The 25,313-nt window shown below is 73.4% G+C and carries 23 protein-coding genes and 1 pseudogene; 17 read left to right on the forward strand and 7 right to left on the reverse strand.

Annotated features, from left to right (window positions below; genetic code table 11):
• The 4 genes from sucB to IF73_RS0132290 form a co-directional block, all read left to right on the forward strand.
• A partial coding sequence (sucB, locus tag IF73_RS0132275; protein ID WP_031014058.1) for a 2-oxoglutarate dehydrogenase, E2 component, dihydrolipoamide succinyltransferase occupies positions 1–1,104 on the forward strand: 1,104 nt, incomplete at its 5' end.
• A 132-nt stretch (positions 1,105–1,236) separates the two neighbouring features.
• Positions 1,237–1,860 (forward strand): GntR family transcriptional regulator, encoded by a 624-nt coding sequence (locus IF73_RS0132280; protein ID WP_031014059.1) that lies wholly within the window; start codon positions 1,237–1,239, stop codon positions 1,858–1,860.
• Between the two features lie 272 nt (positions 1,861–2,132).
• On the forward strand, positions 2,133–4,844 hold the full coding sequence (aceE, locus tag IF73_RS0132285) for a pyruvate dehydrogenase (acetyl-transferring), homodimeric type (protein ID WP_031014060.1): 2,712 nt from the start codon (positions 2,133–2,135) through the stop codon (positions 4,842–4,844).
• A gap of 170 nt (positions 4,845–5,014) precedes the next feature.
• Positions 5,015–5,980: a helix-turn-helix transcriptional regulator gene (locus tag IF73_RS0132290; protein ID WP_031014061.1), complete on the forward strand. Its 966-nt coding sequence runs from the start codon at positions 5,015–5,017 to the stop codon at positions 5,978–5,980.
• Here the strand turns inward: IF73_RS0132290 and IF73_RS0132295 are convergent.
• Positions 5,971–6,912, reverse strand: a complete 942-nt coding sequence (locus IF73_RS0132295) for an SDR family oxidoreductase (protein ID WP_037881204.1) — start codon at positions 6,910–6,912, stop codon at positions 5,971–5,973. The two genes, IF73_RS0132290 and IF73_RS0132295, sit on opposite strands and share 10 nt — an antisense overlap.
• Positions 6,913–7,010: 98 nt before the next feature.
• On the opposite strand from IF73_RS0132295, the gene IF73_RS0132300 reads away from it, so the two are divergent.
• A complete protein-coding gene (locus IF73_RS0132300; RefSeq protein ID WP_031014064.1) occupies positions 7,011–7,535 on the forward strand; it encodes a DUF4240 domain-containing protein in 525 nt (174 codons plus the stop codon).
• 33 nt (positions 7,536–7,568) lie between these two features.
• On the opposite strand, the gene IF73_RS0132305 is transcribed toward IF73_RS0132300, so the two are convergent.
• On the reverse strand, positions 7,569–8,363 hold the full coding sequence (locus IF73_RS0132305) for an SDR family NAD(P)-dependent oxidoreductase (protein ID WP_031014066.1): 795 nt from the start codon (positions 8,361–8,363) through the stop codon (positions 7,569–7,571).
• Between the two features lie 118 nt (positions 8,364–8,481).
• Between IF73_RS0132305 and IF73_RS0132310 the strand changes: the two genes are divergently transcribed.
• The gene (locus IF73_RS0132310) at positions 8,482–9,150 is read left to right on the forward strand and encodes a TetR/AcrR family transcriptional regulator (protein WP_051717534.1); all 669 of its coding nucleotides are present in this window, start codon (positions 8,482–8,484) and stop codon (positions 9,148–9,150) included.
• A gap of 94 nt (positions 9,151–9,244) precedes the next feature.
• Here the strand turns inward: IF73_RS0132310 and IF73_RS39985 are convergent.
• Positions 9,245–9,691: pseudogene (locus IF73_RS39985) on the reverse strand (GNAT family N-acetyltransferase); the annotation flags it as partial.
• A 46-nt stretch (positions 9,692–9,737) separates the two neighbouring features.
• Between IF73_RS39985 and IF73_RS0132320 the strand changes: the two are divergent.
• The gene (locus IF73_RS0132320) at positions 9,738–10,652 is read left to right on the forward strand and encodes a TIGR01777 family oxidoreductase (protein ID WP_031014069.1); all 915 of its coding nucleotides are present in this window, start codon (positions 9,738–9,740) and stop codon (positions 10,650–10,652) included.
• Positions 10,653–10,878: 226 nt separating this feature from the next.
• The gene (locus IF73_RS0132325) at positions 10,879–12,201 is read left to right on the forward strand and encodes an NAD(P)/FAD-dependent oxidoreductase (protein WP_051717538.1); all 1,323 of its coding nucleotides are present in this window, start codon (positions 10,879–10,881) and stop codon (positions 12,199–12,201) included.
• Positions 12,202–12,207: 6 nt separating this feature from the next.
• Here the strand turns inward: IF73_RS0132325 and IF73_RS0132330 are convergent, their stop codons facing one another.
• A complete protein-coding gene (locus IF73_RS0132330) occupies positions 12,208–13,707 on the reverse strand; it encodes a hypothetical protein (protein ID WP_031014071.1) in 1,500 nt (499 codons plus the stop codon).
• A gap of 317 nt (positions 13,708–14,024) precedes the next feature.
• On the opposite strand from IF73_RS0132330, the gene lipB reads away from it, so the two are divergent.
• The 4 genes from lipB (at position 14,025) to IF73_RS0132350 (ending at position 17,082) form a co-directional block, all read left to right on the forward strand.
• The gene (gene lipB / locus IF73_RS0132335) at positions 14,025–14,834 is read left to right on the forward strand and encodes a lipoyl(octanoyl) transferase LipB (RefSeq protein ID WP_031014072.1); all 810 of its coding nucleotides are present in this window, start codon (positions 14,025–14,027) and stop codon (positions 14,832–14,834) included.
• Between the two features lie 102 nt (positions 14,835–14,936).
• On the forward strand, positions 14,937–15,905 hold the full coding sequence (lipA, locus tag IF73_RS0132340; protein WP_031014073.1) for a lipoyl synthase: 969 nt from the start codon (positions 14,937–14,939) through the stop codon (positions 15,903–15,905).
• A 240-nt stretch (positions 15,906–16,145) separates the two neighbouring features.
• The gene (locus tag IF73_RS0132345) at positions 16,146–16,361 is read left to right on the forward strand and encodes a hypothetical protein (protein ID WP_031014074.1); all 216 of its coding nucleotides are present in this window, start codon (positions 16,146–16,148) and stop codon (positions 16,359–16,361) included.
• A 10-nt stretch (positions 16,362–16,371) separates the two neighbouring features.
• Positions 16,372–17,082 (forward strand): DUF4191 domain-containing protein, encoded by a 711-nt coding sequence (locus tag IF73_RS0132350; protein ID WP_030496770.1) that lies wholly within the window; start codon positions 16,372–16,374, stop codon positions 17,080–17,082.
• 79 nt (positions 17,083–17,161) lie between these two features.
• Here IF73_RS0132350 and IF73_RS0132355 read toward each other — a convergent pair whose 3' ends face one another.
• Entirely contained in the window at positions 17,162–17,629 is a 468-nt protein-coding gene (locus IF73_RS0132355) for an RDD family protein (protein WP_031014075.1), read from the reverse strand.
• Positions 17,630–17,850: 221 nt separating this feature from the next.
• On the opposite strand from IF73_RS0132355, the gene glnA reads away from it, so the two are divergent.
• A complete protein-coding gene (glnA, locus tag IF73_RS0132360) occupies positions 17,851–19,272 on the forward strand; it encodes a type I glutamate--ammonia ligase (protein WP_031014076.1) in 1,422 nt (473 codons plus the stop codon).
• 85 nt (positions 19,273–19,357) lie between these two features.
• Here the strand turns inward: glnA and IF73_RS0132365 are convergent, their stop codons facing one another.
• A complete protein-coding gene (locus IF73_RS0132365) occupies positions 19,358–19,633 on the reverse strand; it encodes a hypothetical protein (protein ID WP_031014077.1) in 276 nt (91 codons plus the stop codon).
• A 123-nt stretch (positions 19,634–19,756) separates the two neighbouring features.
• On the opposite strand from IF73_RS0132365, the gene IF73_RS0132370 reads away from it, so the two are divergent.
• A complete protein-coding gene (locus IF73_RS0132370; RefSeq protein WP_031014078.1) occupies positions 19,757–20,119 on the forward strand; it encodes an arsenate reductase family protein in 363 nt (120 codons plus the stop codon).
• Positions 20,120–20,128: 9 nt separating this feature from the next.
• On the opposite strand, the gene IF73_RS0132375 is transcribed toward IF73_RS0132370, so the two are convergent.
• On the reverse strand, positions 20,129–21,037 hold the full coding sequence (locus tag IF73_RS0132375) for a Gfo/Idh/MocA family protein (RefSeq protein ID WP_031014079.1): 909 nt from the start codon (positions 21,035–21,037) through the stop codon (positions 20,129–20,131).
• A 202-nt stretch (positions 21,038–21,239) separates the two neighbouring features.
• Here IF73_RS0132375 and IF73_RS0132380 point away from each other — a divergent pair, with 202 nt between their 5' ends.
• The 3 genes from IF73_RS0132380 to glnII all read left to right on the forward strand — a co-directional run bounded on the left by IF73_RS0132380 (position 21,240) and on the right by glnII (position 25,013).
• Complete coding sequence (locus tag IF73_RS0132380; protein ID WP_031014080.1) at positions 21,240–22,646, forward strand: hypothetical protein; 1,407 nt, start codon at positions 21,240–21,242, stop codon at positions 22,644–22,646.
• Positions 22,643–23,791, forward strand: a complete 1,149-nt coding sequence (locus IF73_RS0132385; RefSeq protein WP_031014081.1) for an ARPP-2 domain-containing protein — start codon at positions 22,643–22,645, stop codon at positions 23,789–23,791. Before IF73_RS0132380 ends, IF73_RS0132385 begins: the two co-directional genes overlap by 4 nt.
• A gap of 190 nt (positions 23,792–23,981) precedes the next feature.
• Entirely contained in the window at positions 23,982–25,013 is a 1,032-nt protein-coding gene (gene glnII, locus IF73_RS0132390) for a glutamine synthetase (protein WP_031014082.1), read from the forward strand.
• Positions 25,014–25,313: the final 300 nt, after the last annotated feature.

Consider the following 25,313-nt stretch of genomic DNA (forward strand, 5'->3'; position numbering starts at 1 on the left):
GCCGCTCCGGCCCCGGCCGCCCCGGCCCCGGCCCCGGCTCCCGCGCCGGCCGCCCCGGCCGCGCCCGCCGCCGCCCCGGCTCCGGTGGCCCCGGCCGCCCCGTCGATCGCCCCGGCGGTCGTCACCCCGGTCCCGGCCGCTCCGGCCCCGGCCGCCCCCGCCGCCCCCGCGGAGGACGGCGCCTACGTGACCCCGCTGGTCCGCAAGCTCGCCACCGAGAACGGTGTCGACCTGGCGTCCGTCAAGGGCTCCGGCGTCGGCGGCCGGATCCGCAAGCAGGACGTCCTCGCGGCCGCCGAGGCCAAGAAGGCCGCCCCGGCCCCCGCCGCCGCTGCCGCCCCGGCCGCCGCGTCGAAGGCCGCTCCGGCCCTGGAGGTCTCCCCGCTCCGCGGCCAGACCGTCAAGATGACCCGCATGCGCAAGGTCATCGGCGACAACATGATGAAGGCGCTGCACTCGCAGGCCCAGCTGACCTCGGTCGTCGAGGTGGACATCACCAAGCTGATGCAGCTGCGCGCCCGCGCCAAGGACGCCTTCGCCGCCCGTGAGGGCGTCAAGCTCTCCCCGATGCCGTTCTTCGTGAAGGCGGCGGCCCAGGCGCTGAAGGCCCACCCGGTCATCAACGCCCGGATCAACGAGGACGAGGGCACGATCACCTACTTCGACTCCGAGAACATCGGGATCGCGGTGGACTCCGAGAAGGGTCTGATGACCCCGGTCATCAAGGGTGCGGGCGACCTCAACATCGCCGGCATCTCCAAGAAGACCGCGGAGCTGGCGGCCGCCGTGCGCGCCTCCAAGATCACCCCGGACGACCTGGCCGGCGCGACCTTCACCATCTCCAACACCGGTTCGCGCGGTGCGCTGTTCGACACCGTCATCGTCCCGCCGAACCAGGTCGCCATCCTGGGCATCGGCGCCACGGTGAAGCGTCCGGCCGTCATCGAGACCGCCGAGGGCACGGCCATCGGCATCCGCGACATGACCTACCTGTCGCTGTCGTACGACCACCGTCTGGTGGACGGCGCCGACGCCGCCCGCTACCTGACGGCCGTCAAGGCGATCCTGGAGGCCGGCGAGTTCGAGGTGGACCTCGGCCTGTAGGGCTCCAGAGCGCTCAGCGCCCAGGAGGCAACGTAACGAGCCTCACCAGCGGTGTCCCCGTCCGGATGTGTGTCCGGGCGGGGGCACCGCCGTATTGTCTAATGGTCACGAAACTCCCGGAGGAGCCGCTCCATGACCGTCCCCGTCGTCCACTCGCTGCGCGAGCAGATCCGCGAGCACATCGTGGAGGGGATCGTCAGCGGCCGCTGGAAGCCGGGCGAGCGGATCGTGGAGCGCCGGATCGCGACCGAGCTGGAGGTCTCCCAGACCCCGGTCCGCGAGGCGCTGCGGGAGCTGGAGTCGCTGCGGCTGATCGAGTCGGCGCCGAACAAGGGCGTCCGGGTCCGCAACCTCACGGCGGCCGACCTGGAGGAGAGCTACCCGGTCCGGGCCGGCCTGGAGCAGATCGCGGCCGAGCTGGCCGCGCCCCGGCTCTCCGCCGACTGCTCGACGCTGGAGCCGCACGTGGCGGCGCTGTACGAGGCGGACGCCACCTCGGACGGCACCGCGCAGGTCCGGCACACGGTGGCCTTCCACCGCGAGCTGGTGAAGGCGGCCGGGAACAGCGTGCTGCTGCACACCTGGGAGGGCCTGGGCATCGAGGTCTTCACCGCGCTGTCGATCCGCTGGCTGGGCACGGTGCAGAAGTCGTACGCGGAGGAGCACCAGGAGCTGGTGGAGGCGTTCCGCAGGGGCGATCCGAACATCGGGGCCCTGGTGAAGGCCCACGTGCTGGGCTGCGCCCCCCGCGCCTGACCCGTACACCGGCGTTTCAGCAGGTCAGAGCCTCGCTTCGGCGGGGCTTCCGGCGTTTTCCGGGCGTTCGAAAAGGAGGCACCGGGTGCCCGGTTTCGCGGCACCCTGTGCCGACTTTCTCGATCTGAAGAGGTTTCCGGCTTCAACCCTTTGATCGATCATCGATCGGCGGTTTACAGTCTTCGGCGGGCCGTCACCCGGCCCTCCGCCCTGTCCTGCCAGACAAGGCACCGTTTTTATCTCCACCCCCATCTGTCCGGAAGGCGGCGATCATGACCGATCCCGTAGGCAAGATTCCGAGCGAGCTCGACCAGCTCCCGGACCGTGACACCGAGGAGACCGCCGAGTGGGCGGCCTCCCTGGACGCCGTCACCAAGGCCGCCGGCCCCCACCGGGCCGCCTACCTGATGCGCCGCACGCTCCAGCACGCCGAGGGCGCGGGCCTGGCCCTGCCCAAGCTGCTGGAGACGGACTACCTCAACACCATCCCCACCTCCGCCGAGCCGGCCATCGACGGCGACGAGGAGATGGAGCGGAAGATCACCGCGTGGAACCGCTGGAACGCGGCCGCGATGGTCACCCGCGGCTCCAAGCACGGCGTCGGCGGCCACATCGCCACCTTCGCCTCCGCGGCCTGGCTCTACGAGACCGGCTTCAACCACTTCTTCCAGGGCAAGGAGTCCCCGAGCGCTCCCGGCTCCGGCGACCAGCTCTACATCCAGGGCCACGCCTCCCCCGGCATCTACGCCCGCGCCTTCCTCGACGGCCGCCTGGACGAGTCGCACCTCGACAACTTCCGGCAGGAGTCGGGCGGCAACGGCCTGCCCTCCTACCCGCACCCGCGCCGCCTCCCCTGGCTGTGGGAGTTCCCCACCGTCTCCATGGGTCTCGGCCCGCTCTCCGCGATCTACCAGGCGCGCTTCAACCGCTACCTGACCAACCGCGGCATCAAGGACGTCTCGGCCTCGCACGTCTGGGCCTTCCTCGGCGACGGCGAGATGGACGAGCCCGAGTCGACCGCGGCACTCGCGCTGGCGGCCCGCGAGGGCCTGGACAACCTGACCTTCGTCATCAACTGCAACCTGCAGCGCCTCGACGGCCCGGTCCGCGCCAACTTCAAGATCGTGCAGGAGCTGGAGGCCCAGTTCCGCGGCGCCGGCTGGAACGTCGTGAAGACCCTCTGGGGCAACGCCTGGGACGAGCTGTTCGCGCTCGACACCACCGGCGCCCTGGTCCGCCGCCTCCGCGAGGTGCCGGACGCGCAGGTCCAGACGTACCAGACCCGCGACGCCGCCTACATCCGCCAGGACTTCTTCGGCAAGGACCCGGAGCTCGCCGCGATGGCGCAGCTGCTCTCCGACGACAAGATCCTGGAGTGCTTCCACCTCTCGCGCGGTGGCCACGAGCCGCGCAAGGTGTACGCCGCGTACAAGGCCGCCCTGGAGTTCAAGGGCGCCCCGACCGTGATCCTGGCGCAGACCGTCAAGGGCTTCACCCTGGGTGAGGGCTTCGCGTCGAAGAACGCGAACCACCAGATGAAGAAGCTCACGACGGACGAGTTCAAGAACATGCGTGACCTTCTTGAGCTGCCCATCTCGGACGCGCAGTTCGTCGACGGCGTGGTGCCCTACGGCCACCCCGGCGCCGACTCCCCCGAGGTCCGCTACCTCAAGGAGCGCCGCGCGGCGCTCGGCGGCCCCGCCCCGGCCCGCCGCGTCCACCCGGTCGCGCCGCTCCCGGCCCCGTCCGAGAAGGCGTTCGCCTCCTTCGACAAGGGCTCCGGCTCCCAGTCGGTCGCCACCACGATGGCCTTCGTCCGCCTGGTGAAGGACCTGGTCCGCGACAAGGAGACCGGCAAGCGCTGGGTCCCGATCGTCCCGGACGAGGCCCGCACCTTCGGCATGGAGTCGCTCTTCCCGTCGCTCGGCATCTACTCGCCGAAGGGCCAGACGTACGAGCCGGTCGACCGCGACCAGCTGATGTACTACAAGGAGGCCGTCAACGGCCAGATCCTGAACGAGGGCATCACCGAGGCCGGCTCGATGGCCGACTTCATCGCCGCGTCGACCGCGTACTCCACGCACGGCGAGACGATGATCCCGTTCTACATCTTCTACTCGATGTTCGGCTGGCAGCGGACCGCCGACCAGATGTGGCAGCTCGGCGACCAGCTCGGCCGCGGCTTCCTCGTCGGCGCGACGGCCGGCCGGACCACCCTGACCGGTGAGGGCCTGCAGCACGCCGACGGCCACTCCCCCGTCATCGCGGCCACCAACCCGGCGGCGCTGACCTACGACCCGGCGTTCGCCTACGAGGTCGCGGCCATCGTCAAGGAGGGTCTGCGCCGGATGTACGGCGAGGCCGCGCCGGGCGAGGACCAGGACGTCTTCTACTACCTGACGGTCTACAACGAGCCGATGCCGCAGCCGGCCAAGCCGGGCCACGCGGGCGTCGACGAGGGCATCGTCAAGGGCCTGTACCGCTTCAACACCGCCGAGTCGGCCGGGCTGACCGTGCCCGCCAACGCGCCGCGGATCCAGCTGCTCGGCTCGGGCACCGCGATCCACTGGGCGCTTGAGGCGCAGAAGCTGCTCGCCGAGGAGTGGGGCGTGGCCGCCGACGTGTGGTCCGCCACCTCCTGGACCGAGCTGCGCCGCGACGCGCTGGAGGCGGACGCCGCCCTGCTGCGCGGCGAGGAGCGCGTCCCGTACGTGCGCCAGGCCCTCGCGGGCGTGGAGTCGCCGGTGCTCGCGGTCTCCGACTACATGCGCCAGGTCCCGGACCAGATCGCGCAGTGGGTCGAGCAGGACTACTCGTCGCTGGGCGCCGACGGCTTCGGCCTCTCGGACACCCGCGCCGCGGCCCGCCGCCACTTCGGTGTCGACGCCCAGTCGATCGTGGCCGCGTCCCTGGCCCAGCTCGCCCGCCGCGGCGAGGTCCCGGCCACGGCCGTGAAGGAGGCGCGCGAGCGCTACGGCCTCTGAAGGGCTGACGCCGGCGAGTGAGCCGAAGGGCGCCGCGGGTGCCGAAAGGGAGAGCGCGCGCAGGTCCTGAGGAACGAAGGACCGAGCACGGTCGACCGTCGGCGCCCGCTGAAGGCGCCCGGAGGCGAACCGAGCGCCGGAAATGACGGGCGGCGCGCATGATGGGGGTCATGCGCGCCGCCCGTTTGATCAAGATGGTCCTGCTGCTCCAGAACCGTGCCTCCATGACGGCGGCCGAGCTCGCCGCCGAGCTGGAGGTGTCGGAGCGGACCGTCACGCGTGATGCCCTCGCCCTCTCGGAGGCGGGGGTTCCCGTGTACGCGGACCGGGGCAGGACCGGTGGGTACCGGCTGGTCGGCGGGTACCGCACGCGGCTGACCGGGCTGGCCAGGGACGAGGCGGAGGCGCTGTTCCTCTCCGGACTGCCGGGCGCGCTGCGGGACATGGGCCTGCAGGACGCGGCCTCGGCGGCCCGGCTGAAGGTGTCGGCGGCGCTGCTGCCGTCGCTGGCGGACGCGCCGGGTTCGGCGGCCCGCCGCTTCCATCTGGACGCGCCCGGCTGGTACCAGGAGCCGGAGACGCCGGAGCTGCTGCCCGCGGTGGCGGAGGCGGTCTGGGACGACCGCCGGCTGTCGGCGCGCTACCGGCGGGGCGACGGCGAGGAGGTCGAGCGGGAGCTGGAGCCGTACGGGCTCGTCCTGAAGGCGGGCGTCTGGTACGTGTGCGCCCGCGCGGGAAGCTCGTACCGCACCTACCGGGTGGACCGGTTCACGGCGGTGGCGGTGGGCGAGGAGCGCTTCGACCGCGACCCGGACTTCGAACTGGCGGTCTTCTGGGCGGAGCGCGCGGCGGAGTTCGCGCGCTCGCTGCTGCGGGGCGAGGTGGTGCTGCGGCTGACGGAGGCGGGGGCGCGCCGGCTGCCGTTCGTGACGGACCGGGCGGCGGCGGAGGAGGCGCTGGCGGGTGCCGTGCCGGACGGCGACGGGCGGGTGACGGCGACGCTCCGGGTGGAGAACGAGGAGGTCGCCTTCGGGCAGCTCTTCGGGCTGGGCCCGGAGGCGGAGGTGGTGGCCCCCGCCTCCCTGCGCGCGCGGTTCGCCGAGGCCGCGCGGGCGGCGGCCGAGCGTTACCGGTAGTCCTCGACCCGGGTGTCCGGGTCGGTCTCCTTGGCCAGGATGAAGCCCCAGGAGTCGGGCCGGGAGCCGTCCTCGTCGGTGAAGCCGTACTCCCGGGCGAGCCGGCCGCTGTCGAGCGACTGTCCGTTCCAGCGGGCGCGGTCGGGGTCGGCGGCGAGGGCGGCGACGCCCCGGCCGACGTAGACCGGGGACTCGGAGACGCCGAAGTCGGGGAGCTGCTTCGTCGCGTCCCGCCAGTTCTCCTCGGTGACGCCGAAGTGGGCGAGCATCTGCTCGGAGCGGAGCCAGCCGGGGCTGACGGAGACGGCGGTGCCGCCGGAGTCGGCGAGTTCCTTCGCGAGGCCGAAGGCCATCCGGATGGGCGCGTTCTTGGCGAGGTCGTAGAAGAGGTTCTCGCGGTAGTGGGTGCCGTTGTAGGCGCCGGTGCCGTCGGTGACCTCGACGACGAGGCCGCCGGGGTGCCGGTTGAGCAACGGCAGCGCGGTGTGCGAGGTGACGAGGTGGGTGCGCACGCCGAGTTCGAGCATCCGCAGTCCGCCGGCGAGGTCGATGTCCCAGGTCTTCTTGCCGAAGGTGTCGACGAGGAGGTGTTCGCCGCCCCAGACGTCGTTGACGAGGACGTCGAGCCGGCCGCGCTCGCGGTCGATCCGGTCGACGAGGGCGCGGACCTGTGCGGGGTCGAGGTGGTCGGTGGGGACGGCGACGCCCTCGCCGCCGGCGGCGGTCACCAGTTCGGCGGTCTCCTCGATGGTCTCGGTGGCGCGGCCGACCTCGCTGAGCTTCGCGCGGGTGGTGCGGCCGGTGACGTAGACGGTGGCGCCGGCGGTGCCGAGCTGGACGGCGATGGCCCGTCCGGCGCCCCGGGTGGCCCCGGCGACCAGGCAGATCCGTCCGTGCAGCGGCTGGGTGTCGGTGGTCTTCTCGGTGGTCATGGTGTTCAGGCTGGCAGCAATACCCGACATCCTCTGTCTGGATGGCAGACGACTTTCCGGGTGCGTCGCGGACGCGGAGACCGGATGCTGGTGCCGTGATGGACGAGACCGAGTTCTGGGAGATCATCGACGCCACCCGCGAGGAGGCCGAGGGCGACCCCGAGGAGCAGGCGGATCTGCTCGTGGAGCGGCTGACCCGGCTGGATCCGGACACGGTGCTCGACTACGCGCGCCATTTCGAGGCCCGGTTCAACCGCGCGTACCACTGGGACGTGTGGGGTGCGGCGGCGGTGCTGCTGGACGGCGCCGGGGCGGTCGAGGAGGGTTTCGACGCGTTCCGCTGCTGGCTGATCGGCCAGGGCCGGGAGGTGTACGAGGGCGGGGTCGCGGATCCGGACGAGCTCGCGGAGCTGCTGGACGCCTTCGATCCGGAGCTGGACGGGGACGGCGAGGAGCTCGGTTTCGCGGCGGACGAGGCGTACGAGACGCTGACCGGGACGGAGACGCCGGACCTGGGGATCGTGATGCCGGACGGGGAGCCGGAGGGCGTCCCGCTGGACCTGGCGGACGAGGAGGCCCTGGCGGCCCGGCTGCCCCGGCTGTGGGAGCGGTTCAGGCCCTGACCGCGGGGCCGGGCCCGAACCGGGCGGTCGCGCTCAGAAGTGGGTGCCGCCGTCGACGCGGACCTCGGTGCCGGTGATGAAGCGGCCGTCCTCGGAGGCGAGCATCGCGACGACGCCGGCGACGGTCTCGGGGCCCGCGAAGCCCTGGCCGAGGGCGGGGGCGAGCTTCGTGAAGAGCGTCATGTCGGCGTCGGCGGGGAGGCCGGGGCCCACGGACTGCCTGCTGGCGCCGGAGCCGTCGGTCATGCCGGAGGAGATGGAGCCGGGCTGGACGGCGGTGAAGCGGATGCCCTGCTTGGCGTACTCGGCGGCCAGGGCGTGGGTCATGGACTGGATGCCGCCCTTGCTGGCCGCGTAGGCCGCCATGTAGGGGTGGGCGAACGTCGCCGAGGTGGAGGAGAAGTTCACGACGGCGGCGCCGTCGCCCTCCAGGAGTGCCGGGACCGCCTCGCGGATCATGAGGAAGGTGCCGGTCAGGTTGATCCGGAGCACCTGCTCGAAGGCGTCGAGGCCGGTCTCGTGGGTGTGCGAGGAGCGGAGCACCCCGGCCGCGTTGACCAGCACGTCGAGGCCGCCGAGGGCGGTGACGGCGGCGGCGACGCCGGCCCGTACGGACTCCTCGTCGGCGACGTTCACGACGACCGTGGTGAGGCGCCCGGCGTGGTCCCCGGCCTTGGCGGCGGTGTCCTTGAGACCGTCCTCGCTGATGTCGGCGGCGACGACCCGGCCGCCCTCCGCGAGCATGCGCAGGACGGTGGCCTGGCCGATGCCGGAGCCGCCGCCGGTGACCAGGGCGCGGCGTCCTTCGTAGCGGGTGAGCTGGTTCATGGCGGGGCCTCTCGGTTGGGGGCTGGCGGAGAATCGCTGCCACCGTACGCCCACGTGGCACGTTTTGCCACATGTGCACATCGCGCACTTCCGGGGTGTGGAGGCGTACCCTCGTACGGTGACCAAGCGACCCGAGCCGGCCCCGGCGACGCCCTCCCTGACCCAGCGCCGGAAGGCCGCCACCCAGCTGGACATCGCCCGCGCGGCGGCCGAGCTCTTCACCGAGCACGGGCCGGACGGCACCACGGCCGAGTCCATCGCCCTGCGGTCCGGGGTCGCGCTGCGCACCTTCTACCGCTACTTCCGCTCCAAGCAGGACGCCGTCGCCCCGCTGCTCGCGGGCGGCGCCGACCGCTGGCGGGAGTCGCTCGCCGCCACCGCTCCCGGCACGCCCCTGCCGGCCGCCCTGGAGGGCTCGATCGCCGCCTCGCTCACCCCGGTGGACGAGGCCGGGGCCGAGGGCCTGCGCTGGACCCGGGGGCTGCTGCGCGCCTCGGCCGAGGACCCGGCGCTGCGGGCGGTCTGGTACCGGGTCAACCAGGAGTCGGAGGAGCGGCTGCGGGAGGTCCTGGGAGAGCTGGCCGGACCGGCGGCCGACCCGCTGGAGGTACGGCTCGCCGCGGCGGCGGCCACCGACGCGATCCGCATCGCCCTGGAGAGCTGGGCGGAGTCCGAGGCCCCCGTCGACGGCCCCGGCTCCCCCGCCGCCCTCGCCCTGCGCTGCCTGCGCGAGCTGATGGGCGGCGTGACGCTGTGGAGCCAGGACCCGGGGTCGGACGGGTCCTAGGTCCTGTCGTCAAACTCCCGTCGTCGCCCGAAGGGCGGCCCCGCGGCGTCAGGTGCGTGCTCTCGGCGTGCCGGGTGGAAGTCCTCGTACTGGAGAACTCGCCCGGCAGGACGCCCTCCACCGCGAAGCCCTCGGCCTCGTAGAGCGCGCGGGCGGGGACGTTGTGGCCGAGGACCCGCAGGGTGACGCGGGTGGCGCCGTCGGCGGCCGCCTTCGCCAGGGCGGCCCGCAGCAGGGCGCGGCCCACCCCCTGGCCGCGCGCCTCGTCCGCGACGGCGAGGCCCTGGACCTGGCGGACGTGGGCGTTGGAGTCGAGCGGCGTGGGCCGCGCCACCCGCACGTACCCGAGGAGGACGCCGGAGCGCTCGGCGACGAGGTAGTCCGCGGGCCGGTGGCGCTCGTCGAAGAAGGGCGGGTACGGCTCCGAGGGCGGCGGCAGCACCGCGTGCAGCGGCGACCAGGTGGCCCGGTCCAGGGCGCCCAGCGGCTCGGCGTCGCCCGGCTGGGCGGCTCGGATCACGAAGGTCTCCGGCGCGGTCATGCCGGCCACTCTGCCACGCCGGGGGCCCACCGGGCAGGATGGACGCATGCAGCCTTCCGCCCACCGCAAGCGCGTCGCCGTCACCGGGGCCTCCGGTCTCATCGGCGCCGCCCTCGTCCGCTCCCTGCGCGCCGACGGGCACGACGTCCTCCGGCTCGTCCGCCGGCCCGCCAGGACCGCCGACGAGGTCGAGTGGGACCCGAAGCGGCTGTACGTGGACTCCGCCGGGCTCGTCGGCGTGGACGCCGTGGTGCACCTGGCCGGCGCCGGCGTCGGCGAGCGCCGGTGGACCGAGGCGTACAAGAAGGAGATCCGGGACAGCCGGGTGCTCGGCACCACCGCGATCGCGCAGGCACTCGCCGGGCTCGCCGAGCCGCCGGAGACGCTGGTCTGCGGCACGGCCCTCGGCTGGTACGGCGACACCGGCAGCCGCGCGGTGGACGAGAGCGCCCCGGCCGGCACCGGCTTCCTGCCCTCGGTGTGCGTGGAGTGGGAGGCCGCCGCCGCCCCCGCGGAGGAGGCCGGGATCCGCGTGACGTACGCCCGCACCGGTCTGGTGGTGGCCCGTCAGGGCGGCGCCTGGGGACGGCTCTTCCCGGTCTTCCGGGCGGGGCTCGGCGGACGGATGGGCGACGGCGGCCAGTACTGGTCCTTCATCTCGCTCCACGACGAGGTCGCCGCGCTGCGGCACCTGATGGACACTCCGACGCTCTCCGGGCCGGTGAACCTCACCGCTCCCGAGCCGGTCACCAACCGCGAGGTGACCGCCGCCATGGGCCGGGTGCTGCGCCGCCCGACCCCCTTCCCGGTGCCCGCGCCCGCGCTGCGGCTCGTCCTCGGCGACTTCGCGGCGGACGTCCTCGGCAGCCAGCGGGTGGTGCCGGGGCGGCTGCTCTCCTCCGGCTTCGCCTTCGCCTTCCCCACCATCGACGACTCGATCCGGGCCGCCGCCGCCCGCTGAACCGCCCCTCCCCGCCGGGGCCCTGCGCTCCCTGCGCTCCCCCGTGCACCGGCAAGCCCGCCGCGCGCGGGCCCGCTGCCGTGGGAGCGCTGCCTACCCTCGGTGCCCACCAGTCGACACGGATCGCGAACTCGGGCATTCCGGGGGTCTGTTGGGGGCATAGGCCACCAACAGGCGGCGCAGACCTGGGGAGGGGCACGTGCTCAGTACCGCACGCAGCGCACAGCTGGCACGACAGACACAGCACACGGACGAGGTCGACGAGGTCGACGTGGTCGTCGTCGGCGCGGGGATCGCCGGGCTCACGGCGGCCCGGCGGCTGACCGGGGCGGGGCTCTCGGTCGCGGTCCTGGAGGCCGAGCCGTTCGTCGGCGGCCGGCACGCCACCGAGGAGACCGACGGCTTCCGGCTCGACCGGGTGGGCCGGCTGCTCACCCTCTCGCCGGAGGAGCTGCGGGCCCTGCCGGGCCTCGCCGGCGTGGTGCCGCGCGCGTTCGCGCCCGGGGTGCTGGTCCACTCCGACGGGCGGTACGCCCGCTGGGGCGCCCCGCACCCCCGGAACCGCAGGGGCGCGCTCACCGTGGCGCGCGCCCTCGCGAGCGCCCCCCGGCATCCGGCGGCCTCGCTGGACCAGGCGCGGCTCGGCGCCTCGCTGGTGCGGCTGGCGGCGACGCCGACGCAGCGGCTGCTCGCCCGGCCGGAGCGGACCGCGCGGGAGGCGCTGGCGGGCCGGCTGCCGGCCAGGACCGTGCAGACGGTGCTGCGGCCGCTGCTGGCGGCGCTGCTCGCCGACCCGGACCTGGCGGTGTCGAGCCGGCGGGCCGATCTGGCGCTGCGGGCCTTCGCCCGGGGCCGGGTGTCGGTGCCGGAGGGCGGGTCGGCGGTCGTGCCGTCACGCCTCGCGGCGCTGCTGCCGCCGGGCACGGTACGGACCGGGGTCCGGGTCACCGAGGTGTCGGCGGCCCGGGTCGGCACGGCGGAGCACGGCACGGTCGGCTGCCGGGCGGTGGTCCTCGCGACGGGGGCGCGGACGGCGGCCGCGCTGCTGCCGGGCCTGCGGGTGCCCGCGTACCACCCGGTGACGGTGCTGCACCACACGGCGCCGGTGGCGCCCACGACGGATCCGACCCTGCTGCTCGAGTCGGACCCGGGCGGGCCGGTGGCGCACACGGCGGTGATGAGCGCGGTGGACCCGACGCGGGCGCCGGCGGGCCGGCCGCTGATCACCTCGACGGTCCTCGGGACGCCGCCGGACGACGCCGAGCGGCGGGTCCGCAAGCACCTGGCGGCGCTGTACGGCACCTCCACGGACGAGTGGGAGCTGCTGGCCCTGCACCACACCCGGGACGCGGTGCTCGCCACTCCCCCGGCGCACGACCCGTGCCGCTCGGTGCGGCTGCTCGCGGGCCTGTACGTGTGCGGCGACCACCGCGGGGCGGGCACCCTGCGCTCCACGCTGGCCACCGGGGCCCGCGCCGCCGGCGCCGTCCTCGCCGATCTGGGGCTGCGCCCGCCGGTCCTGGAGGAGGCGGAGGAGGAGGCCGCCTAGCCGGGGCTAGCCGAGGGCGGCGACCCGGTCGCGGTAGGTGCGGACGGGCGGGGCGTCCCGGTACGGCTCCAGGCGGCGCTCGAAGTCGCGGACGTACTCGATCGCGCGGGCCGAACGCATCTCGGCGGCCTGCTGGGCGGCCTCGGCGCCCAGCGCGCACGCCTGGTCCAGCTCGCCGAGGGCGAGCCGGGCGGTGGCGAGGACGACCCGGCAGAAGAGCCGGCTGCGGGCGTAGCCGGGGGCGCGGAGCTGGAGGGCCCGTTCGGCGTGCTGGGCGGCGGGGCGGTACTGCTGGAGGTCGCGGTGGCAGTGGCCGAGCTCGTCGGCGAGCTGGGCCTCGTCGAAGGCGCGGGCCCAGGAGGGCACCTCGTCGCCGGGCCGGGCGGCCTCCAGGGCCCGCTCGGCGCGGACGAGGGAGGCGCTGCAGGCGCGGGCCTCGGAGAGGACGGCGTGGCCGCGGGCCTCGACGGCGTGCAGCATCGCCTGGACGACGGGGGGCGCCGCGGAGCCGACGCCCTGCTGGGCGACCCGGGCGAGCTGCACGGCCTCCCGCCCGTGGCCGAGGTAGACGGCCTGGCAGCTCATGGTGAGGAGCACGTAGGAGCCGTAGGCCCGGTCGCCGGCGGCCTGGGCGAGGCGCAGCGCCTGCACGAAGTAGCGCTGGGCGAGGCCGTGGGCGGCGATGTCGTACGAGGTCCAGCCGGCGAGCCGGGTGAGGTCGGCGGCGGCGGCGAAGAGGCGCCTGCCGGTGGCCTCGCCGTAGGTGCCGCGGAGCATGGGCTCGGCCTCGTGCTCCAGGTAGCGGACGAGCGCCTGGCGGGCGTGGCCGCCGCCGTAGGCGTGGTCGAGGGTGCGGAAGAGGTCGCCGACGGAGCGGAGGGCGGCGACGTCGCCGCCGGTGACGCGCTGGCCCGGGCCGCGCTCGGTGCCGCGCTGGCGGGGGACGGAGAAGCGGCTCTGCGGGGGCACCCGGGGGTCGGTGCCGATCGCGCGGACCGGGCCGCCGCCGGTCCCGCCGGGGCGGACCACCGGCACGGGGGCGGCGGGCTCGCCGCGGGCGACCCGGTCGTCGGCGCGGCCGATCAGCCAGTCGCGGCTGGGCACGACGAGCCCGGCCGGGGTGAAGGCGATCTTGCGGAGTTCGGCGTGGCTGCCGGAGTCCTTGCGCCAGAGCCCGCTGACGATGTCCACCGCCTCCTCCGGGGTGGCGGCGAACTCCAGGCCGGCGTAGACCGGCGCGCAGGCGTCGAGGCCGAGGTCCTGGGCGGAGAGCCGGCGGCCGAGGCGGCGGGTGAAGACCTCGGCGATGAGGGCGGGCGTGGTGCCGCGCGGCTGCTGCCCGCGCAGCCACCGGGTCACGGAGGTCTTGTCGTACCGCAGGTCGAGCCCGTGTTCCAGGCCCAGCTGGTCCACCCTTCTGGCGAGCCCCGCGTTGGAGAACCCGGCTTCTGCGATGAGCGCGGCGAGCTGGCGGTTCGGGACGCGCTGCGGTGGTCGTTCCGTCATCGGCTGTGCGGTCTCCTGCCTTCGGGCGCAGGTGGCAGCCCGTTTCGACCCTCATGGAACGGCGTGAATGTAGCGGTCATCACGGCCCGTACCGCCAGCTTCGCCCCACATTCATCCGATCGTGTGAGGAACCGGAACCCCCGTTGCCATCCGCCGCTGACCCGCCCCCCTCCCCGGATACGCCTCCACCTGCCCCGAACGTTCGCGCGGGGTCGCCGTACAGTGGCAGGGGCGCGTAAGACGCAGGGTGCCGGGCCGGCTCCCGCCCCGGGACGATCCCCGGAACCCGGCCGCGGGCACCAGGAGGAGGCATGGCCGTGAGTGAGCTGCAATTCGTCCGCCTGGGCTTCGGCGAGGACGCCGTCGAGTACCAGGTGGCCTGGGACAAGCAGCGCGAGGTGCACGCCGCGCGGTTCGCCGACGAGACCGGCGACACCTGTCTGCTCCTGGAGCACCCGCCGGTCTACACGGCCGGCCGCCGCACGGCGGAGAGCGAGCGCCCGCTCGACGGGACCCCGGTCGTCGACGTGGACCGCGGCGGCAAGATCACCTGGCACGGCCCCGGCCAGCTCGTCGGCTACCCGATCCTCAAGCTGCCCCGCCCGGTGGACGTCGTCGCCCATGTGCGCCGCCTGGAGGAGGCCCTGATCCGCACCGCCGCCGAGTTCGGCGTGGCCACCACCCGGGTCGAGGGCCGCAGCGGCGTCTGGGTCCTCGGCGACCCGGTGGAGCAGCGGCCCTCGCTCGGCGGGCTCTCGCTGGACTTCGACCCGCGGCTGACGGACGAGGAGTTCGACCCGCGCCTGAACGGCCCCGAGTACGCCCCGTCCAACGCCGGCCAGCGCCGCGAGGACCGGAAGCTCGCCGCCATCGGCATCCGGGTCGCCAAGGGCGTCACCATGCACGGCTTCGCGCTCAACGTGAACCCGGACAACGCCTGGTTCGACCGGATCATCCCGTGCGGCATCCGCGACGCGGGCGTCACCTCGCTCGCCAACGAGCTGGGCCGCGACCTCACCATCGAGGAGGTCCTCCCGGTGGTGGAGCGGCACCTGCGGGACGTCCTGGAGAACGCGGAGCTCAGGCCGCGGGAGATCGAGCGGCCGGTGGAGACGGCGTCCGCCTGAGGAATGCCGGGCTCTGGCCACGGGTTGGCCAGACGTAGCAAGGCATGGAAGCAACGGGCGTACCCTGGTGTGCGCCGAAGAATCGAAGCTACAGGAGCCGATGTGTCCGCAGTCGCCCCCGACGGACGCAAGATGCTGCGCCTGGAGGTCCGGAACGCCCAGACCCCCATCGAGCGCAAGCCCGAGTGGATCAAGACCCGCGCGAAGATGGGTCCGGAGTACACGAAGATGCAGAGCCTCGTGAAGAGCGAGGGCCTGCACACGGTCTGCCAGGAGGCGGGCTGTCCCAACATCTTCGAGTGCTGGGAGGACCGCGAGGCGACCTTCCTCATCGGCGGTGACCAGTGCACCCGGCGCTGCGACTTCTGCCAGATCGACACCGGCAAGCCGGAGGCGCTCGACCGCGACGAGCCGCGCCGCGTGGGCGAGTCCGTCGTCACGATGGACCTGAACTACGCCACCATCACCGGCGTCGCCCGCGACGACCTGGAGGACGGCGGCGCCTGGCTGTACGCCGAGACCGTGCGCCAGATCCACCAGCAGACCGCGGAGCGCGCCGCCGGCCGCACCAAGGTCGAGCTGCTCGCCCCCGACTTCAACGCGGTGCCGGAGCTCCTCAAGGAGGTCTTCGACTCCCGCCCCGAGGTCTTCGCGCACAACGTGGAGACGGTCCCGCGGATCTTCAAGCGGATCCGCCCCGGCTTCCGCTACGAGCGCTCGCTGGACGTCATCACCCAGGCCCGTGACTACGGTCTGGTCACGAAGTCCAACCTCATCCTCGGCATGGGCGAGACCCGCGAGGAGGTCAGCGAGGCGCTGCGGCAGCTGCACGACGCCGGCTGCGAGCTCATCACCATCACCCAGTACCTGCGCCCCTCCGTCCGGCACCACCCCGTCGAGCGCTGGGTGAAGCCGCAGGAGTTCGTGGAGCTCAAGGAGGAGGCCGACCAGATCGGCTTCTCCGGCGTGATGTCGGGCCCGCTGGTCCGTTCCTCGTACCGGGCCGGGCGCCTGTACCAGCAGGCGATCGAGAAGCGGGGCGCGAACGTGGAGGCCGTGCAGGCGGTGTGAGTCGCCGCACACGTGATTACCCGCCGGTAGCCGGCCGGGGAGAGCGGCCCGTACGGCCCCGCAGTTCAGCGGGGCGGTACGGGCCGCTCCGCCGTCCGGGCGGCTCGCGACAGCGTTTCATCAGGGTTTGACCGTCGGGTCATGCCCTGGTAACACCGTTCTGTGAGCATGGTTCCACGCACCGCCACCATCAGCTCGCTCCCCCACCTCGTCTCACCCGCCCCCGAGAGAGGACCCCTCATGCCGGCCGCGTCGACGCACGTCCGCGTCAGTGCCCTCCCGTCCGTCACCGGCGCCCTGCGCGCCGTCGAGTCGCTGCTCCTGGGCGCCGGACAGCGCACCGCCCGGCGCAACGCCTGGACCTCCGTCCTGGAGGACCGCCGCCGCGCCAAGGACCGCATCGAGGCCCAGCACGTCCTGGAGGCCGCGTCTGGCCGGACGTCGCGGGCCACGTAGACTTCAAGGCATGGCGAGGAAGGCAAACACGGGCGGCGCTGACGCCGCGAACCCCGGGCGACTGAAGCAGATCGCCCTCACGTACAAGATGACCCGGAAGGCCGACCCCAAGGTCGGGCTCGTCGTGGCCGGCGTGGGCATCGTCGTACTCGGTGTCCTCCTCGGTATCGGCTTCCTGATCGGACACCCGGTCTACCTGGGCATCCTGGGCTTCGTCCTGGCGCTGCTGGCGATGGCGATCGTCTTCGGGCGGCGCGCCGAGCGGGCGGCCTTCGGGCAGATGGAGGGACAGCCGGGCGCCGCCGCGGCGGTGCTGCAGAACATCGGGCGCGGCTGGACCGTGACCCCCGCGGTCGCGATGAACCGCAGCCAGGACGTGGTGCACCGGGCGGTCGGCCGCCAGGGCATCGTCCTGGTCGGCGAGGGCAACCCGAACCGGCTGAAGCCCCTCCTCGCGGCCGAGAAGAAGAAGATGGCCCGCATCCTGGTCGACGTGCCGGTGACGGACATCGTCGTCGGCAACGACGAGGAGCAGGGCCAGGTCCCGCTCAAGAAGGTCCGCACCAAGATGCTGAAGCTGCCCCGGCTGCTCAGCGGTCCCCAGGTGACGGCCGCCAACGACCGGCTGCGGGCGATGGGCGACCTCATGAGCAACATGCCGCTGCCGAAGGGCCCCATGCCCAAGGGCATGAAGATGCCGCGCGGCGGAAAGATGCGCTGACGCGCCGACGCGCACCGAGACCGGAAAAGGCGGTGCCCCGGACCTCTCGCAGGTCCGGGGCACCGCCTTTTGCCGAGCGTCAGACCCGCACCTGGACGGCGCCGGAGAAGCGGTCGTGGAGGCCGCGGCCGTCCCGGTCCCAGACGAGGGCGGGGATCGCCAGGCAGGTGAGGGCCGCGCGGAGCACGGCACGGGGCAGCGAGAGCCGGCCGCCGTGGACCGAGACGACCCGCAGCCGGAAGAGGAGCTTGCCGGGGGTGGCGCCGACCGTGCCGACGGTGAGGGCGTTCAGGGCGAAGAGGATGAGCAGGGCCCAGTTGCTGGTCGCCTGTCCATAGCCGTCGGTGATGAGACCGTATGCGATCAGCAGGCACAGGCCCCAGTCCACGGCGAGCGCGCCCAGCCTGGCCCCGGGACGGGCGATGGAGCCGGGTCCCTCCTCGGGGAGGCCCAGCTGCTGCCCCCGGTAGCCGAAGTCCACGCCTGCTTGCTCCGCCGCGGCACGGGGGCCGGAGAGCCACGATCCGAGTGCTTGCCTGTTGTCCACCCGACCACCGTACTGCGCCCGTTTTCGATCACTTCCGTCCGGGTGCGGATGGGGCGCGACACGGAGGGACGCCACCCGCTCCGGTTAACTTCCACGAAACAAATGGGTCATGCTTGAGAAATCCCGACTGCCTAGGGTCGGGTCCGAGCGTGCGCCACCGCACTGGTGCATCACCGAGCTGCAACCCCGCCCCTCCCCGGGCCGGGAGTAGGAGGAGTTGGATGTCCAAGCACGGGTTCCAGAACGCCGAAGAGGTCGCGAAGTTCATCAAGGACGAGGACGTCAAGATGGTCGACGTCCGCTTCTGCGACCTTCCCGGCGTGATGCAGCACTTCTCGATCCCGGCGACGGCCTTCGACCCGTCCGAGGAGCTGGCCTTCGACGGCTCCTCGATCCGCGGCTTCCAGGCCATCCACGAGTCCGACATGGCGCTGCGCGCGGACCTCTCGACGGCCCGCCTGGACCCGTTCCGCCGCGACAAGACGCTCAACATCAACTTCTTCATCCACGACCCGATCACGGGCGAGCAGTACAGCCGTGACCCGCGGAACATCGCGAAGAAGGCGGAGGCGTACCTGGCCTCCACCGGCATCGCCGACACCGCGTACTTCGGCCCCGAGGCCGAGTTCTACGTCTTCGACTCGGTCCGCTTCGAGACCTCCGCGAACCAGGGCTTCTACCACATCGACTCCGAGGCCGGCGCCTGGAACACCGGTGCGGAGGAGAACAACCGCGGTTACAAGGTCCGCTACAAGGGCGGCTACTTCCCGGCCCCGCCGGTCGACCACTTCGCCGACCTGCGCGCCGAGATGTCCCTGGAGCTGGAGAAGGTCGGCCTGCAGGTCGAGCGCCAGCACCACGAGGTGGGCACCGCCGGCCAGGCCGAGATCAACTACAAGTTCAACACGCTGCTCGCCGCGGCCGACGACCTGATGCTGTTCAAGTACATCATCAAGAACGTCGCCTGGCGGAACGGCAAGTCCGCGACCTTCATGCCGAAGCCGATCTTCGGCGACAACGGCTCGGGCATGCACGTCCACCAGTCGCTGTGGTCCAACGGCGACCCGCTGTTCTACGACGAGGCCGGCTACGCGGGCCTGTCGGACACCGCGCGCTACTACATCGGCGGCATCCTCAAGCACGCCCCGTCGCTGCTCGCCTTCACCAACCCGACGGTGAACTCCTACCACCGCCTGGTCCCGGGCTTCGAGGCGCCGGTCAACCTGGTCTACTCGCAGCGCAACCGCTCCGCCGCCATGCGCATCCCGATCACGGGCTCGAACCCGAAGGCCAAGCGCGTCGAGTTCCGCGCGCCGGACCCGTCCTCGAACCCGTACCTCGCCTTCTCCGCCCTCCTCCTCGCGGGCCTCGACGGCGTCAAGAACAAGATCGAGCCCATGGAGCCGATCGACAAGGACCTGTACGAGCTCGCCCCCGAGGAGCACGCGAGCGTCCCGCAGGTCCCGACCAACCTGGAGGCCGTGCTCAAGGCCCTGGAGGAGGACAACGAGTACCTCCAGGCCGGCGGCGTCTTCACCTCCGACCTGATCGAGACCTGGATCGACTACAAGCGCACCCACGAGATCGCGCCGATCCAGCTCCGCCCGCACCCGCACGAGTTCGAGCTCTACTACGACCTCTAGGCCGCGAGGCGCACCAGACGCACCGCTGAGGGCCGCCGCCCCCGGAATCCCCGGGGACGGCGGCCCTCGCCGTGTGGCGTCCGCGTCAGTGGTTCTGGCGGATGAAGGTGCGGACCAGGCGGCAGGTGGTGTCCGAGGGCGGGTGGATGCCTATGCGGTGGGCCGTGGTGCGGATGGTGGCGTTGGTCGCCTTGGACGGGATGTAGACGCCGGCGTCGAGCAGGGCGATCGCGAGGCGCATCGCCTTCAGGCGGCGGTTGTGGGTGATGTACCACTCGCGCGGGCGGCCGGCCGGGAGGGGCTTCTTCAGGAGCGGCGTGAAGGGTTCGATGGACGGCCTGCGGATCACGGCTGTTGCCATGGGCTACCTCCTGGCGAACGGTGGCGGAGGCCCTCCCCGGGGCCCCTGCCTTCTGCCTCTATTTTAAGTGCCGCCACTGACAATCGGGCCTGGTCGGACGGGGTTTGGCGGTAGCTTGGGGGGATGGAGATCTGGATCAATCCCGCCTGTTCCAAGTGCCGCGGCGCCCTCACCCTGCTCGACGCGGAGGGCGCCGAGTACACCGTCCGGAAGTACCTGGAGGACGTGCCCTCCGCCGAGGAGATCCGGGCCGTGCTCGGCCGGCTGGGGCTGGAGCCGTGGGACATCACGCGGACCGGGGAGGCCGTCGCCAAGGAGCTCGGCCTGAAGGAGTGGGGGCGGGAGCCGGCGGACCGGGAGCGGTGGATCGAGGCACTGTCGGCGCACCCGAAGCTCATCCAGCGGCCGATCATCACCGCCGACGACGGCACGGCCGTCGTCGCCCGCTCGGAGGAGGCCGTACGGGACGCGCTCGGGCGCGGCTAGCCGGCCCGGTCAGGAGGCCGCCGCACGGGCTTCCGCCTCGGTGAGGAGTTCGGTCAGGCGGAGGGCGAAGCGGGCGTCGCAGGGGTGGGGGGTGCCGGTGCGGGCCGCCGTCAGGAGGGCGTCGACGGCGTGGCCGTACGCCTCCACCGCGCCGTTCCAGCCCGGGAGGTCCGCGCGGCCCGCCGCGCCGTGCAGGGTGATCGACGCGCCCGCCGCCGCCGGCGGGGCGCTCAGGGTCAGGGTCGCGGTGCTGCTCGCGCCCGAGGTGTGGCGGAGGACCAGGTGGTGGGTGTCCTCCGGGCCCCTCGCCGCGGTCAGGGACGTCACGTCGCCGAGGACCGGGAGGAGGACGGAGAGGACGTGCGGGCCGACGTCCCAGAGGCCGCCCTTGTCGCGGCGCCACGGGGACGCGGCGTACGGGCTCTCGGAGCCGGGGGCGTAGAGCGAGCCGAGCCAGCGGGCCTCGGCGAGGTACCAGCCGCCCGCCGTGCGCTGTTCCTCGATCCAGCGGGCGGTCTCCGGGGCGAAGCGGAGGGTGCAGAAGACGACCGAGGCCACGCCCGCCTTGTCGGCCGCCTCCGCGACCTCGCGGGCCGCGGCGACCGTGGTCGCCAGCGGCTTGTCGAGGAGCAGGTGGCAGCCGGCCCGGGCCGCGCGGGCGGCGACGGTGGCCTGGACGTCCGGCGGGAGCGCCACCGCGACGGCGTCGCACTCGGCGAGGAGGACGTCCAGGTCCTCGTACGCGCGCGTGCCGGAGGCCGCGGCGAGCTCGGCGGCCGCCTCCGGGCGCCGGCCCCACACCCCGGCGAACTCGATCCCGTCGTGCGCGGCGAGCGCCGGCGCGTGGGTGCGGGCGGCCCAGGGGCCGGTGCCGACGAGTCCGATGCGGGGGCGCTGGTGTGCGGAGAGGGTCGCCATGGGCCCAGTCTGCCCGGCGGGGGCGACCCGCTCCCACCCGATATCGGCTGGCGCCGTTCCCCCGGGCCCGGTTAGCGTGCGTCCGTGCCGGCCGCGGGACTTCGGTACGACTTCCGGAACCTGCCATGTCAAGCAACGTCTTCGCTGTTCGTGCTCCCTCTCCCCGGCCGGCACCCCGACACGCGGAAGACAGGGGGTCGCCGTGTCCGAGCTCGTCGCCGCGGAGGACGTGCTGCTGTTCGTCAACGCGGCCGTGACCGCGACCGGACAGCGGGAGTTCCGGTCGTCCGCCGCCGAGCAGCGGCTGTCGCTGGCCTTCCTCCACGAGTACGTGCGGGTCAACTACCGCCCGCTGTACGCCTCCTGTCTGGCGCTCGACATCAACGACCACAACGCCGCCCTCGTCGTCGAGCAGCTGCTGCGGACGCCCGGCGAGGCCGGGGACGGGGAGGGGCGGCTGGTCGCGGCCCGGCTGGCGCGGATGGCGCCGCAGCGGGTCTACCGGCTGTTCCGGACGCTGCGGGAGGCCGGGGTGAACAACCGGCGCACGCGCGCGATCGTGCGGGAGTGGCTGGCCGCGCGCCCGGATCCGGCGCTCGACGCGGTGAAGTACCGGCCCGGGGTGAAGGCCGCCCTCAGGCACGCGCACGTGCCGGCCGCCGACGCCGAGACCGGCGACTTCCTCTTCGCGCCGGGGCGCCGGGCGCGGTACGGGAACCGGACCCTGGAGGCGTACCGGCGGGCGCACCACGCCGAGGACGCGCTGTACGAGCTGCCGTTCACGGTCGCGGAGGGCTTCGCGGTGCGCCACGGGGTGGACCGGGAGGTGTTCCTGGAGCGGATCGCGCCGCGGATGACACGGCTGGAGCGGCTGCGGACCGACCGGGCCGCCGGGGCCTCCGCGGATCTGACCGTGATGCCGCTGACCCGGCTGGCGCTCCACGTGCTGGCGCTGCCGTTCGCGGAGCGGGCGGCCCGGCGGGACGAGCTGATCGGGGCGCTGCGGGCGGCGGCTCGGCGGGCGGCGGGGCCGTACGCGGGCGGCTGGGGGCGGGTCGCGGCCGTGCTCGACGACAGCTTCTCCTCGTCGGGTTCGGCGGTGAAGCGGCGCAGGCCGCTGGCCGTGGCGCTCGGCTGCCACTTCCTCCTGGAGGCGCTGGCGGCGCCGGGGGCGTACACCGGTCTGTGGACGTCGGGGGGTACGGATCCGCTGCTCGTCCGGCCGTACGGGCCCACCCCGCTCGGCCTGCGGATCCTGGACGCGCTCGACGGCGGGCCGGACCGGCTGGTGATCGTCTCGGACGGCTGGGACAACGCGCCGCCGGGTCTCGCGGGCGAGGTGCTGCGGGTCTGGCGGTCGCGGCTCGATCCGGGGCGGCGGACGGCGGCGGTCCATGTGAACCCCGTATACGACGCGGGGGTGTTCGACGTGCGCCGGCTGGGTCCGTCGGTGCCCGCGGTCGGGATCCGGGACGCGGAGGACCTGCCGGCGCTGGTGGAGATCGCCGGGTTCGCGGAGGGGCGGACCGGGCTGACCGAGCTGCGCGCCTATCTGGACCGGCGGGTGGCGGACTTCCTCGCGGCGCACGGGAAGGGGCGGACGGCGTGACGCGGATCGATCTGACCGGGCTCGACACCCGGCCCGCGCAGGTGTGGGGCGGGGTGCGGCTGGTGCCGCTGGTGCGGGCCGAGCCGGTGGCGGGGCTGCGGCTGGGCCGGGAGGTGTACGACGCGGCGGACGGACGCGTGGACGTCGGCGACGGCACGGTCTACACGTCGTACGTGCCGCACGGCTTCGTCGCGGACTGGTCGGGGGCGGGACGCGAGGAGGCGGCGTACGGGACGCGGCTCGGGGACGGGCCGCCGGCCACCGTGCCCGTGCGGGCCCCGCACCGTCGGCTCGCCCGGCGGGTGCGCGGCGAGCGGCGGCTGCGGTTCCTGCCGCTCCACCTCGCCCTGGAGGGGTACCTGTCACTGCACTTCGGCGGGCCGACGGTGCTGTGGGAGGAGTGGTCGCGGGCCGCGCTGCGGCGGGGTCTCTCGCCGCGCGCGGAGGCGGCGTACGCCGGGTGGGAGGTGCCGGGGCTCGCGGAGGCGCTGCGGGTGTTCGAGCTGCACCCGGGGCAGTGCGGGGTGCTCGTGTACACGGCGGACGCGCTGGCCGCGGCGTTCGTCGTCCCGCACCCGGAGGACTACCGGCTGCTGCACCCGACGCTGGTGGAGGACCTGTACGGCGAGCTGGTGCACCAGTACGCGTACTACGGGGGCCCGGTGCCCGAGTTCACCGCCCGGATCCGGGACGGCGCAGGCGGCATCCGGGACCTGGCGGACCTGCGGGCGGCGGCCCGGGAGCAGGAGCGGCGCTGGGCGGTCGCGCACGACGGGCTGATGGCGCGGGACCTCCTGGAGACGCCGTACGCCTTCGACCGGGTGTACCGGATGGGGTCGTTCGCGCTGTACCGGTTCCTGCCGCCGTTCGCGCGGGACGGGCGGGAGCAGCACATCGGCGAGCTGATCACCGACCACCGGGGGCGGACGGCCTATCTGAAGACCTTCCGGCTCTCGGAGGCGCAGGTCAGGCGGGGTTACCTGCTGCGCCGGCTGGCGTCCTGCGACTGGCACCCGGGGCGGACGGCGGAGGCCCTGGGGATCGCGCGGGACGAGCTGGTCCGGCGGATCCGGTCGGCCGGCTTCGGCGCGCTGCTCGACGCGCACGGGCTCGCACAGGCGGCCCGGAATGCGCAGGAAGGCTGAGTAACACGGGGTTCACAAACGGGCAACCGAAGGGAAATCCCGTGTTGCGAAGCTGCGGTCACACGAAAGGCGCACCAGACGGCAGGCCGGGTCCCCGGCCGGGCGTTCGGCGCCGCCACCGCAGCTTCTCGCAGCGCCGCGAGCCGCCGCGGACCCCCGCAGCAGCACGCCACGCCCTAAGGATGACCCCGTGACCTTCAAGGCTGAGTACATCTGGATCGACGGCACCGAGCCGACCGCGAAGCTTCGCTCCAAGACGAAGATCATCGCGGGCGAGGGTCTGCCGCTGGCGGAGCTGCCGATCTGGGGCTTCGACGGTTCCAGCACCAACCAGGCCGAGGGCCACGCCTCGGACCGCGTGCTCAAGCCGGTCTTCTCCTGCCCGGACCCGATCCGCGGCGGCAACGACATCCTGGTGCTGTGCGAGGTCCTCAACACGGACATGACGCCGCACTCCTCCAACACCCGTGCCGCGCTGGCCGAGGTCGCCGCGAAGTACGCCTCCCAGGAGCCGATCTTCGGCATCGAGCAGGAGTACACCTTCTTCGAGGGCACCCGCCCGCTCGGCTTCCCGGTCAACGGCTTCCCGGCCCCGCAGGGCGGCTACTACTGCGGCGTCGGCGTGGACGAGATCCACGGCCGTCCGATCGTCGAGGCGCACCTGGAGAACTGCCTCAAGGCGGGTCTGGGCATCTCCGGCATCAACGCCGAGGTCATGCCCGGCCAGTGGGAGTTCCAGGTCGGCCCGCTGGCTCCGCTGGAGGTCTCCGACCAGCTGTGGGTCGCCCGCTGGCTGCTCTACCGCACGGCCGAGGACTTCAACGTCTCCGCGACGCTCGACCCGAAGCCGGTGAAGGGCGACTGGAACGGCGCCGGCGCGCACACCAACTTCTCCACGAAGGCGATGCGCGAGGGCTACGACGCGATCATCACCGCCTGCGAGTCGCTGGGCGAGGGCTCGAAGCCGCTCGACCACGTCAAGAACTACGGCGCCGGCATCGACGACCGCCTGACCGGTCTGCACGAGACCGCCCCGTGGGACAAGTACTCCTACGGCGTCTCCGACCGCGGCGCCTCGGTCCGCATCCCGTGGCAGGTCGAGCAGGACCAGAAGGGCTACATCGAGGACCGCCGCCCGAACGCGAACGTCGACCCGTACGTGGTGACCCGCCTCCTGGTGGACACCTGCTGCGAGGCGCTCGCCAAGGCCGGCCAGGTCTGATCCGCCGCCAGTTCCCCGAACGTGCCCGCCGGTTCGCCCGGCGGGCACGTTCGCGTGCCCGGGCGGACGGCGTCATCCGCTCCGTGGACGCCTCTTCGCTCCACCGTTCCCTGCTGGTTTAATAGGGATATGGCCGCCATCCAGAACCACAGCGCGCGGGGTCTTCTCGACCTCGAGCCGTTCTGGCCTTCCCGGCAGCACCACGACTTCGACCGGTGCTGTCGGCGCGTGAGGAACGCGTCGGCCCTCTAAAGCCCCGACCGGAGACGTGTCCGGTCCGGCCTTCGGCCGACGCGCAGT

This window comes from Streptomyces sp. NRRL F-5727, from assembly GCF_000719555.1.
Lineage (GTDB): Bacteria > Actinomycetota > Actinomycetes > Streptomycetales > Streptomycetaceae > Streptomyces.